General features: G+C 71.7%; 13 protein-coding genes. 7 read left to right on the top strand and 6 right to left on the bottom strand.

Going from position 1 to position 15,083, the window contains the following annotated elements:
* Positions 1–88: 88 nt before the first annotated feature.
* Positions 89–1,036 (bottom strand): aminoglycoside phosphotransferase family protein, encoded by a 948-nt coding sequence (locus BS75_RS31120; RefSeq protein WP_034090631.1) that lies wholly within the window; start codon positions 1,034–1,036, stop codon positions 89–91.
* A gap of 75 nt (positions 1,037–1,111) precedes the next feature.
* Entirely contained in the window at positions 1,112–1,852 is a 741-nt protein-coding gene (locus tag BS75_RS31115) for a class I SAM-dependent methyltransferase (protein ID WP_034090630.1), read from the bottom strand.
* A gap of 269 nt (positions 1,853–2,121) precedes the next feature.
* On the opposite strand from BS75_RS31115, the gene BS75_RS31110 reads away from it, so the two are divergent.
* Complete coding sequence (locus BS75_RS31110; RefSeq protein WP_034090629.1) at positions 2,122–3,381, top strand: cytochrome P450 family protein; 1,260 nt, start codon at positions 2,122–2,124, stop codon at positions 3,379–3,381.
* An 18-nt stretch (positions 3,382–3,399) separates the two neighbouring features.
* Here the strand turns inward: BS75_RS31110 and BS75_RS31105 are convergent, their stop codons facing one another.
* On the bottom strand, positions 3,400–4,290 hold the full coding sequence (locus BS75_RS31105; protein WP_034090628.1) for a TIGR02452 family protein: 891 nt from the start codon (positions 4,288–4,290) through the stop codon (positions 3,400–3,402).
* 331 nt (positions 4,291–4,621) lie between these two features.
* Here BS75_RS31105 and BS75_RS51655 point away from each other — a divergent pair, with 331 nt between their 5' ends.
* Positions 4,622–8,170, top strand: a complete 3,549-nt coding sequence (locus BS75_RS51655; protein ID WP_052069821.1) for an NEW3 domain-containing protein — start codon at positions 4,622–4,624, stop codon at positions 8,168–8,170.
* 242 nt (positions 8,171–8,412) lie between these two features.
* Positions 8,413–9,057 carry a dihydrofolate reductase family protein gene (locus tag BS75_RS31095; protein ID WP_034090627.1) on the top strand — a complete coding sequence of 215 codons (645 nt, stop codon included), beginning with the start codon at positions 8,413–8,415 and terminating at the stop codon, positions 9,055–9,057.
* Positions 9,058–9,113: 56 nt separating this feature from the next.
* Here BS75_RS31095 and BS75_RS31090 read toward each other — a convergent pair whose 3' ends face one another.
* The gene (locus tag BS75_RS31090; RefSeq protein ID WP_034090626.1) at positions 9,114–9,809 is read right to left on the bottom strand and encodes a hypothetical protein; all 696 of its coding nucleotides are present in this window, start codon (positions 9,807–9,809) and stop codon (positions 9,114–9,116) included.
* Positions 9,810–10,257: 448 nt separating this feature from the next.
* Between BS75_RS31090 and BS75_RS31085 the strand changes: the two genes are divergently transcribed.
* The 4 genes from BS75_RS31085 to BS75_RS31070 all read left to right on the top strand — a co-directional run bounded on the left by BS75_RS31085 (position 10,258) and on the right by BS75_RS31070 (position 11,888).
* Positions 10,258–10,527 (top strand): type II toxin-antitoxin system Phd/YefM family antitoxin, encoded by a 270-nt coding sequence (locus tag BS75_RS31085; RefSeq protein WP_034094120.1) that lies wholly within the window; start codon positions 10,258–10,260, stop codon positions 10,525–10,527.
* A 6-nt stretch (positions 10,528–10,533) separates the two neighbouring features.
* Positions 10,534–10,815, top strand: a complete 282-nt coding sequence (locus BS75_RS31080) for a type II toxin-antitoxin system RelE family toxin (protein ID WP_034090625.1) — start codon at positions 10,534–10,536, stop codon at positions 10,813–10,815.
* Positions 10,816–11,208: 393 nt separating this feature from the next.
* Positions 11,209–11,487 carry a type II toxin-antitoxin system Phd/YefM family antitoxin gene (locus BS75_RS31075; RefSeq protein WP_034090624.1) on the top strand — a complete coding sequence of 93 codons (279 nt, stop codon included), beginning with the start codon at positions 11,209–11,211 and terminating at the stop codon, positions 11,485–11,487.
* Positions 11,484–11,888 carry a type II toxin-antitoxin system VapC family toxin gene (locus tag BS75_RS31070; RefSeq protein ID WP_034094119.1) on the top strand — a complete coding sequence of 135 codons (405 nt, stop codon included), beginning with the start codon at positions 11,484–11,486 and terminating at the stop codon, positions 11,886–11,888. Before BS75_RS31075 ends, BS75_RS31070 begins: the two co-directional genes overlap by 4 nt.
* Before the next feature lie 45 nt (positions 11,889–11,933).
* On the opposite strand, the gene BS75_RS31065 is transcribed toward BS75_RS31070, so the two are convergent.
* Positions 11,934–12,941 carry a JmjC domain-containing protein gene (locus BS75_RS31065; protein ID WP_052069820.1) on the bottom strand — a complete coding sequence of 336 codons (1,008 nt, stop codon included), beginning with the start codon at positions 12,939–12,941 and terminating at the stop codon, positions 11,934–11,936.
* Between the two features lie 156 nt (positions 12,942–13,097).
* Positions 13,098–14,018: a cytochrome P450 gene (locus BS75_RS31060; protein WP_152646146.1), complete on the bottom strand. Its 921-nt coding sequence runs from the start codon at positions 14,016–14,018 to the stop codon at positions 13,098–13,100.
* Positions 14,019–15,083: the final 1,065 nt, after the last annotated feature.

The following is a 15,083-nucleotide window of genomic DNA, read 5'->3' as shown; positions in this document are numbered from 1 at the left end:
ACGAGCTCCGGCCGACCCGGACCGGCGAAGTGTCCAGGACCAGGTCGGACTTCACCTTCCGGTGGTACCGCGGCCGATCAGCGGCCGATCAGCAACCGGCCCGCAGGGCAAGGGCGACGGCCCGGTCCCGGGTCGAGAGGGCGGTCTCGCCGGACTCGACCTTCCAGAGCGTTCGCTGCAGCGCCCGGGCCAGCGTCCAGCGCCGTGCGCGCGCCCGGTCCAGGCCGACGGCCTCCGTGAGCAGGTCGAAGCGGCGGCGGACGGCGGCGGCCACGTCGCCGGTGGCGACGACGTCCTCCCAGCGGTTGGCCAGGGCCGGCATCAGCTCGAAGCCCGGGTCGCCGGCCAGCGGCTTCGGGTCGATGGCGAGCCACGGGGCCCGTCCGGCCCGCTGCGCCTCGGGCGGCGCGGCGAGGACGTTGCCGTAGTGGAGGTCCCAGTGCAGCAGCCGGTCGCCGGGGCGGTCCAGCACCTCGCGCAGCGCGGCGGCGCAGTCCGCCGTCAGCCGCCGGTCGGCGGCGTCGGCCAGCCGGGACAGCACCTGCGGCACCCGGTCGAGCATGGCCGCACCGCGGTCGGCCAGCCGCGGGAGCCCGGCCGGGGCCGGGTACCCGGACAGCTGCTCCAGCAGCCCGGCGAGGGTGCCCAGCGCCGTCAGCTCGTCCGGCTCCGTCTCCAACGACCGCCCGGCGTCCAGCCGTTCCAGCAGCATGGTGCCGGACTCGGGGTCACTGTCGAGCAGCCGGACGGCGCCCCGGCCGTCCCAGGTCCGCAGCGCCGACGGCTCGCCCCGGGTCTCCTCGTCCACCCGCTGGAGCTTGAGCGCCGCCGGGCTCCCGTCCGCGCCGACGACCGGCAGCACCATCGCGATCACCCCGTGCGCGGGCGGGCCGTCCGGCCGCAGTTGCCAGCGGTCGAGGAAGGCGAGGGCCAGACCGGGCAGCGCCTCGATCCACGCCCGCCACTCGTCCCCGCCCCAGGCGGCGGCGAGACCGGGCGGGACGACGGGCGGAGGCACTGGGTCGTGGCGCGGCATGCGCCGATCCTGCCAGAGCGCCGCCCGCCGGGCCCCTGGATTCACGGTGCGCGGACGTCGCTGCCCGGACCGGGCTCACAGGTCGGCGATCAGCAGCCGGTAGCCGACATCGGTCTCGTCCAGCTCCAACAGCTCGGCATGGCGCTCCTGCCAGCGTCCCGAGGACAGGTCCTCGGCCAGCCGGGCCAGACCCGGCGCGATCACGTCCTCACCGGTCTGCGCCAGGATCGACATCCCGGCCCGGACCACCGGGTCGAGGTAGGCGGCCGGCCGCCGCCAGAAGGCCGCGCCGAAGCCGTCGGTGCAGTCGTGCGGGATCCGCACCGGCTCGACCCGCTGCGCGCCCAGCAGCTCGGCCAGCCGGTCCACCGGGACGGCCCGGTCGTCGTCGAAGGCCGCCGCCTCCGGCAGGTAGTCGCGCAGCAGCCACAGCTCCCGGGTGACGGCCTGGTCCCAGGTCAGCAGGACGATCCGGCGCCGGGCCACCCGGCGCAGCTCGGCGATGCCGGCCTCCAGGTCGGTCCAGTGGTGCACGGTGAGCAGGGCCATCACCACGTCGGCCGATCCGTCGGCCAGCGGCAGGGCCTCGGCCACGCCCCGGACGACCGGTGCCGAGCCGGCCGGGCGCTGGGCGATCATCACCGCGCTCGGCTCGACCGCGAGCACGGTCTGCTCCGGCTCGTAGGAGCCGGTGCCCGCACCGACGTTGACCACGGTCCGGACGTCGCCCAGCGCCGCGTGGATCTGCGCGCCGATCCGTGGGTCGGGCCGCCGGGTGCTGGTGTAGGTCGCGCCTATGGTGTCGTAGATCGTCATGACCGAGGAGTATCCCCGATCCCAGTGCCTCGCCCAGCCCTCCTCAACGCCCCGCCCGCGCCCCGTCCGCACCTCGTTCGCACCCCGCCCGCACCTCGTTCGTCCACTGCCGACCCCTGTGCCCCACCCGGTCCGGGCCTCGTTGACAGCCCATCAGGAGGGGTCGTAGAAAGTGAGGGACCGGTCGCTCTGCTGTACGAACGGTCCAGGTCCGGGAAGGAGTCCCGGACCCCGTTGCTCCGTCGCGCTCTCGCCCCGAGGAGCCTCCCTTGACGCCGTCCTCCGACCGCTCCTGCCCGATCCTGGACGTCAACTCCCGCACGCCCCACGACGAGGCCGCGCGGCTTCGCACAGCCGGGCCGGCCGTCCTGGTCCGGCTCCCGGCCGGGATGACGGCCTGGTCGGTCACCCGGCACAGCGTGATCCGGGCGCTGACCAGCGACCCCCGGGTCTCCCGCGACCCGCGCCGGCACTGGGCCGCCCTGGCCGAGGTGCCCGACGGCTGGCCGCTGGCGGCCATCGCCCTCCAGGAGAACTTCGTCAACCTCTACGGCGAGGAGCACCGGCGCGAGCGGCGCCGGGTCGCGCCCGGCTTCTCCGTCCGCCGGGTGGCCGAACTGGAGCCGCAGATCCAGGCCACCGCCGACCAGTTGGTGCAGGGCCTCGCCGAACTCCCGGCCGGAACAGCGGTCGACATCCGGGCGAGGCTCGCCCTGCCGCTGACGATGACCGTCATCTGCGACCTCTTCGGCGTCCCCACGCCCATGCGGGCCCCCCTGGGGAGGGTGATCGACCAGACCCTGGACAGCACCCTCCCGCCCGAGCGGAACATCGCCGTGCTGGAGGAACTGCACCGGACGCTGGCCGAGTTGGTCGACCACAAGCTTCGGTTCCCGGGACCGGACCTGACCAGCGACCTGATCGCCCCGTCCGACTCGGAGCAACCCGGGCTCGCCCCGGACGAGCTGCACGCCGTGTTCTTCCTGATGATCGGCGCCGGCTTCGAGACCAGCGTGAACCTCATCACCAACGCCGTCCACGAGCTGCTCACCCACCCCGGGCACCTCGACCTGCTCCAGCGGGGCGACATCACCCTGGACGCCGTGGTCGAGGAGACCCTGCGGCACGAGGGCCCGGTGACCTATGTGCCACTGCGGTACGCGGTCGAGGACATCGACCTGGGCGAGGGCGTGCTGATCCGGAAGGGCGAGGCGATCATCACCAACTTCGCCGCCGCCGGACGGGACCCCGAGGCCCACCCGGACGCCCCCGACACCTTCGACCCGCTGCGCCCGGACAAGGACCACCTGGCCTTCGGCTACGGCCCGCACTTCTGCCTGGGCGCGCCGCTGGCCCGGCTGGAGACCCGGATCGCGCTGGGCACGCTGCTCGCCCGCTTCCCGCGGCTGGCGCTGGCCGAGCCGGAGCGGTCGCCGGAGCGGATCACCTCGGTCATCGTCAACGGCTACGTCGAACTGCCGGTCGTCCTGGAACCCTTGGAGTCCACCGAGGCGGCGGCCCCGGCCTGATCCACAGGTCCGCAGGGCTCAGCGGGCGTCCGGGAGGCGGTCGTCCGGGAAGCGGTCGTCCGGGAAGCGGTCGTCGAAGGCCCTCCGGTTGGCCGAGGGCCCGGTCCCGGCCCGGTCCAGGATGGCGAAGACCACCTCGTCGAAGGCGGGGCGGTAGCCGCCGCCGGGGCCGAGGTGGACGTGGAACGCCTCCGCCACCTCCCGGGGGTCGTTGCGGAACACGCCGCAGCCCCAGGCCCCCAGCACCAGCCGCCGGACGCCCTGCTGCGCGGCCACGCCCAGCACCCGTGCGGCCCGCCGCCGCAACGCGGCCCGGATCCGCTCCCCCGCCGCCGGGTCGCGCCGCAGCACCTCCCCGGCATTGGGCGCCGGGCTGGTCAGGAAGGACACCAGCAGCGGGCGGGCCGACAGTTCCCCGTCGGCGCGCCGGTGCACCGGCACCCTGGGTGACCAGATCACCCGGTCGCTGTAGAGCAGGTCGCTGTCGGCCCGGTGCGCGGCGTAGTACTCCGGCGCACGCAGCAGGCAGGTGTGGAGCAGCGCCTGTCGGCACAGGTCCTCCTCCTGGGCCTTCGCGCCGCCGAGGTAGCCGCCGCCGGGGTTGCGGGCCGAGGCGAAGTTCAGCACCGCGACCTCGCCCTCCCGCTCGCCGCACATCCGTCGTGCGGCCTCCAGGCTGCCCTCACCGGTGACCTGCAGCAGCGGCCCATCGCCGCCCTGCCGTCCACCGCCCTGCGGCACGGTCGGCGGCGGGCCGAGCGGCTCCTCCGGCCCGTAGCAGCGCGTCCCGGACGCCGCCGCCTCCACCTCGTCCCCGATCAGGACCTCGCTGCCGTCCACGGCCGTGTAACGGCCGCGCGCCACCGCCTCCTCGTTCACCTCGGCGATGCGCCGCAATCGACTGCTCATGCGTCCGGACCTTAGGACAGGAGTTCGACATCGTCGATCGTTTTTCCTGGCCACCAGGGCATACATCGGATGCATACCGCCCGAGCCATGGCAGCGCGGCGCCCAGCGCTCGATCCAATACCCCGTCAGTCACCGCCATGCAGGGACATTTGCCACCCGTTGGCGACCTGACACCCCTTCGTCGAATGCTGCTGCGCGACGCATTGACACCGATTCATCGGATGTATAGCTTTCGCTTGCGTACCGGCGGTGCCGCCGGGAGACACCTGCCCCCGCCACCCGCCGCCTTCGATCGTTCCCACCCACCCCGTTGTGTCGGAAAGGTCCCCCCATGGCAACTGCCGCACGGCTAGCGGCACTTCTCAGCTTCGGACTGGCGGTCTGCGGCATCGCCGCAGCCCCGGCCGGAGCCGCCGCCCCGCCCCGCCCCACCACCCTCTTCGCCTCCCCCACCGGCGGCGGCAGCGCCTGCACCGCCGCCGCACCCTGCAGTCTGGGCTCCGCCGCCGCCGAGGTCCGCGGCCTCGACCGGAACATGACCGCCGACATCGACGTCGACCTCTACGGCGGCGACTACCGGCTGACCGCCCCGCTCCAGCTGGGGCCGCAGGACTCCGGCAGCAACGGGTTCCAGGTCGTCTACCGTCCGGTCCGCGACCAGCAGCCGGTGCTGAACGGCGCGGTCAGGGTCGGCGGCTTCACCCCGGCCGCCGCCGGCTCCGACGTGTGGGAGGCGCCGGTCCCGGCCTCCGCCGCGGCCACCGGCGGCCAGCAGCTCTTCGTCGACGGCACCAGGGCCACCCTGGCCCGCTCGGCCGGGAGCCCGGCCGGCCTGCAGACGACCGCCACCGGCTTCCGGACCTCCGACGCCTCCTACGCCGGGTTCACCGACCAGTCACAGATCGAGGTGGTGCAGGACAACGACTGGAAGCACATGAGCTGCCCGGTGCAGAGCATCACCGCCGACCCGGCCGGCGGCTCCGACATCAACGTCCTGCCGAGCTGCTGGTCCGCCAACCACGTCGACGTGCCCAACCTCGGCTTCCCCTTCAACGGCGCCGGACTGCCCGCCATGGACGGCGTCTCCTACGTCGAGAACGCCTACCAACTGCTGAGCCGTCCCGGCCAGTTCTACCTGGACAAGACCGCCGACCGGCTCTACTACATCCCCCTGCCGGGCCAGGACATGTACGCCGCCGACGTCGAACTCCCGGTCCTGCAGACCCTGGTGTCGCTGAACGGCACCCCGGGCCACCTCACCCCGGTGCCGCAGAACGCCCCCGGCGCGAGCTACACCGGCAGCAGCTGGGGCACCTCCGCCGGACGGACCTACGGCGACCTCGGCAACACCGTGGCCTACGCCACCGCCGACGGTGACTCGGTCAGCTACACCTTCACCGGCAGCGGGGTCGAGGTCCTCGGCGAGACCAACTCCGACGAGGGCGCCATCAGCGCCTCCGTCGACGGCGTGCCCGACACCCGGCAGAGCTGGACCGGCTACAGCAGCACCCGGCTGGCCCAGCAGGTGCTCTACTCGGTCCAGGGCCTGGCACCCGGCACGCACACCGTGACGCTGACCAAGACCGGCGGCAGCTACCTGGTGATCAACGCCTTCGAGGCCACCCCGCAGGCGGTCTCACCGGTCCACGACATCGCTTTCCAGGGCATCGGCTTCGCCTACTCGACCTGGAACCTGCCGGTCACCACCGGCTACATCGACAACCAGGCCGCCGTGCTCTGGAACACCTCGGGCCCGGTCACCACCCCGCTGGTCACCCCCGGCGCGGTCGCGGTCTCGCGCGGTGACGACATCACCTTCAGCGGCGACTCGTTCAGCCACCTCGGCGCGACCGGCGTCGACCTGGCGGACGGGACGCAGAACTCCACCGTCACCGGCAGCACCGTCACCGACACGGCGGCGGGCGGGATCTCGGTCGGCGACGTGGACGACTACTTCCAGAACGACCCGGCGCTGATGAACGACGGCGACACCGTCTCCGACGACACCATCTCCCACGTCGGGCAGGACTACACCGACGCCGTCGGCATCTGGGCCGGCTTCACCCGGAACCTGACGATCGACCACAACGACATCGGGCACACCTCCTACTCCGGGATGTCCCTGGGTTGGGGCTGGGGCTGGGCGTCGCCCTGCTCCATGCAGGCCGCCGAAGGACTCTCCACCTGCGCCCGGGGCACCAACTACGCGGGCGGCAACCGGATCACCGACAACTACGTCCACGACGTCATGAACGTCCTGTACGACGGCGGCCCGATCTACACCAACGGCGGCCAGGGCGAGGACGGCGCCGGGATCGACTCGGTCTTCTCCGGCAACTACCTGACCGTCGGCAACCACACCAACAACATGGTCTACCAGGACGAGGGCAGCTCCTACTGGGACACCTTCGACAACGTCACCAGCCTGGGCGGCAGCAACTGGATCGGCATGTGGACGCCGACGATCAACAACATCACCGTCGGCCCGGCCGACTACACCGACAACCCGAACACCGACAACAACGGCACCGACATCACCTACACCCCGCCCACCCTGGTCAGTGCGGGCGCCTGGCCCGCCGCCGCGCTGGCGATCATGAACAGCGCCGGACCGGTACCGGCCGCACCGACGGCCGGGGTCGTCGACAACGACAGCCAACTGCTCGACTACACCGGCAGCTGGAGCGCCGCCGGCACCCCCGGCGGTGACGACCAGCACAGCACCACCGCCCAGGGGGCCGCGGTCTCGCTCGCCTTCACCGGCAGCAGCATCGCGCTGGTCGCCGCCGAGGGACCGAGCCAGGGCAGCGCCCAGGTGCTGATCGACGGCGTCGCCCAGGGCACGGTCAACACCTACTCGGCTTCGCCCGAGACCGGGCAGACGGTGTTCACCGACACCCGCCTCGCCGCCGGTCCGCACACCGTCCAGGTCGTGGCCACCGGCTCCGGCCGGCTGACCCTCGACTCCTTCCAAATTCCGGCGCAGCCCTCGCTGAGCGTCGGCGGCGCACCGACCACCTTCCACCCCGGCACCGCGTTCACGGTGACCGCGACCGTCGCCGATCCCGGCCCGACCGCACTGACCGGCCTCCGGCTGGGGATCTCGGTGCCGCAGGGCTGGACCGTCCGCAAGCAGCCGCAGCCGACCGCCGTCCCGGCGCACGGCAGCGCGAAGGCGACCTTCAGCGTGACCGCACCGGCCGGTCTGGCGCCCGCCGGACCGGTCGGACTGACCGTCACCGCCGACTACCGAGGCGCCCGGGGCACCGGCCGGACGCTGCTCAGCACCGGCGTCCAGGTGCAGCAGCCGTACACCTCGCTGGCGGGCGCCTACGACAACACCGGCATCTCCGACGACAGCGCCACCGGGGCCGCCGACATCGACGGCTCGCAGTCGAGCCTGTCGGCCGAGGCCCTGGCCGCCGCCGGGGTCGCTCCGGGGGCGAAGCTGACCTACGGCGGCATCGGCTTCAGCTGGCCGACCGCCGCCGGCGGCCAGCCGGACAACGTCACCGCCGGCGGCCAGATCGTCGACGTCTCCGGCTCGGGCGCCGACCTCGGCTTCCTGACCACCGCCACCTACGGCCCCGCCTCCGGCAGCGGCGTCATCACCTACACGGACGGCAGCACCCAGAGCTTCACCCTCACCGTCCCCGACTGGTACGGCACCGCCCCGACGGGCTCCGGCGCGGTCATCGTCTGCGCCTACCGCAACCGCCCCGGCAACACCCAGGACCACACCACCGTCAATGTCTTCGAACAGACGGTGGCGCTGGCCGCCGGCAAGACGGTCGCCTCGGTGACCCTCCCGGACGTCGGCGACGGCGTCGCGGGCGGCCAGACCGCGATGCACGTCTTCGCCCTCGGCATCGGCGGCTGACACCACCGGCCCCGCGCAAGCGCCACGCGCCACACCGTTGGGGGGACGGGCCCACGCGCCCGTCCCCCCAACGTCTGCCTGCCCGTTCAGCCAGGGCGGTTCTGGAAGCTGCAGCAGATCGTGCGGAGGTGAGGCCCGGAGGTGAGGCCGGGCCCGTTCGCGCGGCGCGTGATCCGGCCGATGACAGTGGGCACGTCTAGGCTCGGTTCGACGATGGAGTCCGAGTGAGGGACGTGAGTGTCATGTCGCGTGTTCGAGTGCACAACTTCAGCGTGTCGCTGGACGGGTTCGCCGCCGGGGAGGGACAGGGGCCTGATGCCCCGTTCGGGCATGCCGGGACTCGGCTGGTCGACTGGTTCATGCAGACCCGCGCCTTCAACGAGATGCACGGCCAGGCCGGCGGCAGCAGCGGCGTCGACGACGCCCTCGCCTGGACCTGGGGGCCCGGGATCGGCGCGGAGATCATGGGCCGCAACAAGTTCGGCCCGCAGCGCGGCCCGTGGACCGACGAGGAGTGGAAGGGCTGGTGGGGGAACAACCCGCCGTTCCACACCCCGGTGTTCGTGCTGACGCACCACCCGCGACCGTCGCTGGAGATGGAGGGCGGCACGGTCTTCCACTTCGTCGACGCCTCGCCGCAGGAGGCACTGCGGCAGGCCCGAGAGGCCGCGGGCGGCCTCGATGTGCGGATCGGCGGAGGCCCCACCACCGTCAGGCAGTTCCTCGCGGAGGACCTGGTCGACCACCTCCACATCGCCGTCGTCCCGATCGTCCTCGGCCGCGGTGAGCGGCTGTGGGACGGGCTGGAAGGGCTGGAGCAGCGGTTCCGGATGGAGTCGGTGACGACACCCGGCGGCACCACTCATATGACCTTCACCCGGCCGTAGCCCCGCCGCCCCGCCGAGCAGTGCCGGTGCGCCGCGCCGCCGCGTGCCGCCGGGCGTCAGCTGTAGCGCTCCGCCATCCTCGCGATGTACTCCGGCTCCTCCCACGGCATCGTGCCGAGTCGGCGGTGCAGCGGCTCGTAGGCGCCGTTGGCCTGCTGCTCGGCAAGCCGCGCCGCCTTGTGCAGGTGGGCGGTGAGCCCGTAGTTGGCCTGCGCCAGCCGCTCGTGCGAGGCGGTCTCGATGAGCTCCGGGTGTCCGACGGCCTGTTTCACCCGCGAGCCCAGGGAATGGGCCATGGTGTACAGCGCCGTCGCGCGCTCCGCGTCCGGCAGGTCGCGGAAGTCCAACACCTGCGTGCGCGCCCGCAGGCACCACTCGCCCCGGAGCCGGCGCCCCTCGGGGGAAGAGCAGTCGCCGACGGTCGCGGCAGCCTCATGGGCGACCACGGGCGGCACGACGACGCGGTGGTCGGCGTCGAACACGATCAGGGGGTACCGGGTGGTCCACTTCACGACGTGAAGGTCACGGCCGCTGACGGTGTACTCGGCCTCCAGCGTGAAACCGGGCATGAGATAGGCCGCGTACCGGTTCTCCACGGTGTTGCGCATCGCGATATGGATGACCGCGTGGCTGATCGGGTCGCGCATCAGCAGGGTGAAGCTGCGGGAGACGTCCTGGCGCTGCTCCGCAGGCAGGGACTCGACCAGCGCGCGGATCTCGGGGCTGTAGGTCAGCCGGTACCTTCTGGACACATCGCTCCCCTTGCGGACCGGAGTCCTCCCCGAGGCATGGGCGCGGTTCCGGGAAGACCCGCACAGTGTTCGTACAGGTTCGCGGAACCGTCAACGCCCCCGACCGGCGGGGAACCCCCGCCGGTCGGCGCCGCGGCCCGCAGTTGCGGGCCCCAGCGGCCCCCGTGGCCAGGTGCGCGAGACGCGGATCACAGCCGGAGACGGCCGCGCGTCGAGTCCCGCGTCTGCCCAGGTGGGCGCGGGCTGACCTGCGGGGTGGGCTCGGAGATCTGCTCGCCTGGACCTGCGCGAACGGCCCACTGGACAGCGAGGTGAAGAAGTCGCTCCGGTCCGGTCCGCCAAACCGTCGCAAGCGGGCCTCCCCGGCGCCGAGGGCACCGCTCGGCGAGTTCGGCAAGGCACTGCCGATTTGATGTACATCTATTACATTGAAGACATGAGCGAGCCCATGATTGAGTCCATGGCCGAGGTCCGCAGCCACCTCGCCGATGTCATTGACCGGGCGCGTCGGGAGGGGACTCCGACGATCATCACCCGGCGGGGCAGGCAGGAGGCCGTGGTGATCGATATCGAGGAGTACCAGCGCCTCCGCCGGATAGCGGACGATGCCGAGGAGGCGTGGCTGAACAGGCTGGCCGACGAGTCGGAGTCGGAGGGGGTCCAGGGATCCGTCTCACTGGAGGAAATGGCGGCTCTCCTCCGTGGCCAGGAGGGCTGACGTCCGATGGGCTACGTCACACGCTTCACTCCGCACGCGCAGCGCGAACTGCTGAAGATCGACCGGTCTGACGCCCTGCGCATCCTGCGCCGCCTCGCCGAATTGCAGAAGGCGATGGATGCCGGCGACACGACAACGTTCGACGCCAAGGCACTACAGGGGCACGCGACCCGATGGCGGCTCAGGGTGGGTGACCACCGGGTGGTCTACACCGTCGAGAACGGTCAACTGATCATCTGGGTCCTGGCCGTGGGCAACCGCGGCGACGTCCACCGCCAGATCCCTTAGCGGAGCAGGAGGTTCTCAGACCCGGGGTGGTTCCGATACGACGGGAGCGCCGACCGCAGTGCGGTCGGCGCTCCCGTCTGCCCAGGTGGGCGGGTGCGGAGGGTACGGAGGGTACGGAGGGTACGGAGGGTACGAGACTGAACTCGCGAAGGGCTGCCCCCCAACACACTTCCGACTGTTCGTCCGGGCGTCCGAGCGGCTTCAGCTACGTCTTGAACTGGTCCGCAGTGCCTCGCGGGACCACCTCTGGACCCCGCTGGACATCGGTGAACGCAACCGGAGGAGCGCTCGACGACAGGCAGGACGGCATTGAACCGAACTGGCCGGGGGCGGGCCTCGACTCCACCCGGCCATGGTGTAGCGCAGTGCATTACACCGCGATACGATGGCTTCATGAAGACCATCACCCAGCGGGAGCTCGCCGCGCGCTCCAAGGCTGTACTCGATGACGTGGAGGCGGGTGAGACCTACCACGTCACCCGCAATGGGACTGAGATCGCCGAAGTGCGCCCACTCAGCAGCAGACGCCGCTTCGTCCCGGTGGAGGAACTGCAGCGGAAGTGGCGCCACGCGCCTCAGGTCAACGCCGCTCGGCTGCGGGCGGAGGCAAACGAGTTCTTCGGCTCCGAGGACCGTATTGACGAGGACGGCAATCCGTGGGACCGCGCGTGACCGGCAGGCTGCCGCGCGGGCTACTGGACACCTGTGTCGTCATCGATCTGCCGCTGATCGACGCCCACCTTCTGCCCGTGGAGGCAGCTGTCTCCTCGATCGTCCTGGCGGAACTGGCCCAGGGCGTGGCGATGACGAAGGACCCGGTGGAGATGATGGCGCGAGCGCAGCGCCTGGCCGACGTGGAAGCAGAGTTCGCGGCCATCCCCTTCGACCGGGAGGCCGCCCGCAGGTTCGGCACGCTGGTCGCTCTCACCGTCAAAGCGAATCGCAACCCTCGCCCCCGGCGCATGGACCTGATGATCGCCGCTACCGCAGCCGCCCAGGGACTCCCGCTCTTCACGCGGAACGCCGATGACTTCAAGGGACTGGAGCAGGGCGTCGAGATCATCCCCGTGTGAGCGTCCCCCGCAAGACGATGTAGGCGTCGCCCGAGCGGTCCGCCCTCACTGCGCTCCGCGTGCCGCCTCGCGCAGCCTGCGCCAGGTGCGGCCGACGGAGGCCGACCCGGCGACCCCGGCGCCGGGGTCGCCGGTCTCCCAGTTCCGGGCCGTCCCGGCGAGCGTCTCCGCCTGCGTCGTCGTGACCGGTGGCCGGACCTGGGCGGCCCGCGCGGCGAGTTGCAGGTCCTCCGGTGCGATCGTGGCCAGCTTCGCCCGGGCGTGGCTGAGCAGCGCCGCGCAGGCGTCGGTGATCGCCGCCTCACCCAGCGGGCGCGCCGGGAGGTCCACCCCTTCGGACAGCCGCTGCTCCAGGGCTGTCCGCAGGTCCTGCAGGGAGATGTCGCGGATCGTCAGTGACAGGTGGGCGGACAGTCCGGCGGCGCCCACCGCGCGGTGCGCGAAACCACGCGGGACGTAGAGCACATTGCCCGGCGCAAGGACGCTGTTCAGGAGCCGCGAGGAGCGCTCGTCGTCCGGGAGCTCTCCCGGCGACCAGTCCGCCACCGCCGGCGCGTCGTGAACGTACCAAGTCTTGCGTCCGGCCACCTGGAGGACGAACACGTCGGCGTCGTCACGGTGCACCGCGAGACCCTGTCCGCCGACGGGCGTGACGAAGAAGAACGCCTCCACGCAGCGGTCGAGCTCCTCGGACAGCCGCGCCACCAGATCACCCGTCGGGCGGTGCCACTGCTCGACGTGGCGCAGGAGCAGCGTCGCTCCGGTGCGCAGGAGCGCGACGACCTTCGTACGGTCGGCGAAGCCCTGGTGCGTCTTGCCGTTGACCACCCGTGACGTGGTGTAGGCATCGGGTGGGACGACGACCTTGTTGGAGCGGACCATCTCCAGGTAGGGAGTGCGCAGCAGCCCTCTCTCGAAAGCGGCGTCCAGCTCGTCGAGGTCGAACGGCGAGGCGAGCGCCTCCGGGGTGAAGACCGCGGGCTTGCGCTGCCACTGGCGGTCGGCGAAGCTCTCGACGTCGCCGACCCAGTCGGCCAGCGTGGGCGATTCCATGGTGTTTCCCGTGTGGTCAGGGTGCTCGATGCGCGCGGTCGGCGGCGTCCGCCCGACCAGGGGGCGTGCGCGGGCTCCGCGGCGTGGGCGGGTTCTGTGTGGTGGCCGCACCGCCCTCGTCGGCAACGGCGGGCGGCGCGAGGGCGCGGCGCCCGGTCATACCCCGATTGCCGCGTCGAACCGAACGGAGAGCAGGGAGCGCAACGGGATGTGCGCCTCCTGTGGCGGGCTGCTGATGACGAGTCGGCTGTCGAGGGCGACCTTCACCAGGCGCTCGGCCAGCGGCACGATCAGGTGCTTGGCCCAGCAGCGGGCCCCGTCGAAGCCGAACGGCATGAACGCGGGCGTGTTCTCCGGGTCCGCCACTCCGGCCCATCGCTCGGGCCGGAACTCCAGCGGGTCGGACCAGTAGTCCGGGTGACGGTGCATCAGCAGCGGGAAGAGCGCGACCCGGTCCTGGGCGCCGATCTCGGGGTGCAGCCCGGCGAACGCGCCCCCGCCCCTGCGGAACAGCATCCAAGCGGGCGGGAGCAGCCGCAGTGTCTCCCACAGGACCGCGGTGACGTCGGCGGGGGCACCCTCGGGTTTCCGTGTCGACTTCATCAACCACAGGGCGTTGCCGGCCAGTGCGGCCACGCCGTCGCAGAGGGTGGCCGTCGCCCGCCGGTACAGCGCGATGGCCTGCCGCCTGTTGCGGGTGCCGGAAGCGTCCCGGATCTGCCCGGCCAGCGTGGTGCTCTTTTCCCCGGCAGCGGATCCCGGCCAGACGGTGACGGCACGGTCGACCATCCGGGAGATCGCGTCGGAGCGCGTCACGCCGCGCTTCGACAGCAGGGAGACCGGCAGGGGGTCGGCGGAGAAGAGCCACTGGCGCAGGTAGGAGGTGCCGGCGTAGGGCCAGGTGCCGGAGAGCCCGCGGGCCGGGGGCGGCGGAGTACGGATGCCCGCCATGACGTCCTGTCCCAGCGCGCGGATCGTCCGGGTCGCGCTTTCGTGCTGGATATCGGCTCCTGCGGCGGGCTTGTAGACCGAGCGCTCCGCTGCCAGCAAGGGACGCGCCGCGACGATTTCGGCCATCAGCCGGCAGTCGGAGACGCCGACCGTGGCCGCGTCCAGACGAAAGACTTTCTCTTCCCTGGACAGCAGGTCCTGAATCCGCGGGGCGTACACGACGGAAAGGCCGCGCACCGCCGTCGGCGCTATTTCTTCCACGAGAATCCCGCCTCCACTGGCATAGCGATGAAATACGTCCCCTGCGGCAGGCGGGGAAATACTGGCCGGTAGCGGCCGGAACGCCGCGTCGCAGCCCGGCTGGGAACTCCGCGGCGCCGGCGGAGGCGGCGGCACGGCCGCCTTCTCCGCCGACGACGGTGCGTCAGATGAGGTGGTTTTCCCACGCGTAGCTGGCGAGGTCCTCGTCCTGCTTGAACTTCCGCACAAGCGCCTTGATCATCTTCATGACCACTCCTTTCCAAGGTTGCGGACACGACAAAAGGCGTGTCCGCGCCATCATCGAAATTCGGTATTCCAGGCCGGAAACCGAACGACTTCATTAGAACCCAAGGTTCCGCCCGAAGGCGAGTATCCCTTACACGCCCTTGACGACATGATCCCGCAGTAGTCGATCTTTGTCCGGTTTCGTCCGGGAATTTCACCGGGCCATACTGCCGCGGTGCCGTGCGCATCGCTCCGTCCACGGACTCCGGCGCCAAGGCCGCAGTGAGAGCACCTGTCAGAACACCGGAATTCGAGCGTGCCCGTCAGTTTCGATTCACGGCGCATCTCCCGGGACGGCCGACCTCGGTCCTTCAGCGTCCGGTCGGCGGCGGGCGTCCCGGACTGCTCTCCTTCCTTGCCTGCCGGAGTGGTGACCAGCCGTCAGGTGACGACCGGGAGTCGGGTGAGGCGTTGCCAGGCCGGCGCGAAGGCCTCGCCCCAGGGCCCGCGGTCGGGAAGTGACGACGTGGTGCGCGATCGAGATCGGGGCGTGTTGGCCTGGAGCCTTGTCGGGCGGGTGATCACCCTTCGGAAGCACGGTCGGAGACCAGGCCGGCGACGGCCGGAATCGAGCCGCAGTGCGCCCGGGTGGGGCGCACGCCGCTCGCCGGCTGCCGGCCTCGGTGGCAACTGCAACCCGGAAAC

This window comes from Streptacidiphilus albus JL83, from assembly GCF_000744705.1.
Classification (GTDB): Bacteria; Actinomycetota; Actinomycetes; order Streptomycetales; family Streptomycetaceae; genus Streptacidiphilus; species Streptacidiphilus albus.
The sequence above is the reverse complement of the archived record's forward strand: the minus strand, read 5'-3'. Positions and strand labels throughout refer to the sequence as shown.

What these genes read in the sequence shown, in the direction of transcription:
- BS75_RS31060 (WP_152646146.1), bottom strand. Translation starts at nt 14,018, where the DNA reads ATGGCCGAAATCGTCGCGGCGCGTCCCTTGCTGGCAGCGGAGCGCTCG.
- BS75_RS31105 (WP_034090628.1), bottom strand. Translation starts at nt 4,290, where the DNA reads ATGAGCAGTCGATTGCGGCGCATCGCCGAGGTGAACGAGGAGGCGGTG.
- BS75_RS31080 (WP_034090625.1), top strand. Translation starts at nt 10,534, where the DNA reads ATGGGCTACGTCACACGCTTCACTCCGCACGCGCAGCGCGAACTGCTG.
- BS75_RS31075 (WP_034090624.1), top strand. Translation starts at nt 11,209, where the DNA reads ATGAAGACCATCACCCAGCGGGAGCTCGCCGCGCGCTCCAAGGCTGTA.
- BS75_RS31095 (WP_034090627.1), top strand. Translation starts at nt 8,413, where the DNA reads ATGTCGCGTGTTCGAGTGCACAACTTCAGCGTGTCGCTGGACGGGTTC.
- BS75_RS51655 (WP_052069821.1), top strand. Translation starts at nt 4,622, where the DNA reads ATGGCAACTGCCGCACGGCTAGCGGCACTTCTCAGCTTCGGACTGGCG.
- BS75_RS31115 (WP_034090630.1), bottom strand. Translation starts at nt 1,852, where the DNA reads ATGACGATCTACGACACCATAGGCGCGACCTACACCAGCACCCGGCGG.
- BS75_RS31065 (WP_052069820.1), bottom strand. Translation starts at nt 12,941, where the DNA reads ATGGAATCGCCCACGCTGGCCGACTGGGTCGGCGACGTCGAGAGCTTC.
- BS75_RS31120 (WP_034090631.1), bottom strand. Translation starts at nt 1,036, where the DNA reads ATGCCGCGCCACGACCCAGTGCCTCCGCCCGTCGTCCCGCCCGGTCTC.
- BS75_RS31085 (WP_034094120.1), top strand. Translation starts at nt 10,258, where the DNA reads ATGATTGAGTCCATGGCCGAGGTCCGCAGCCACCTCGCCGATGTCATT.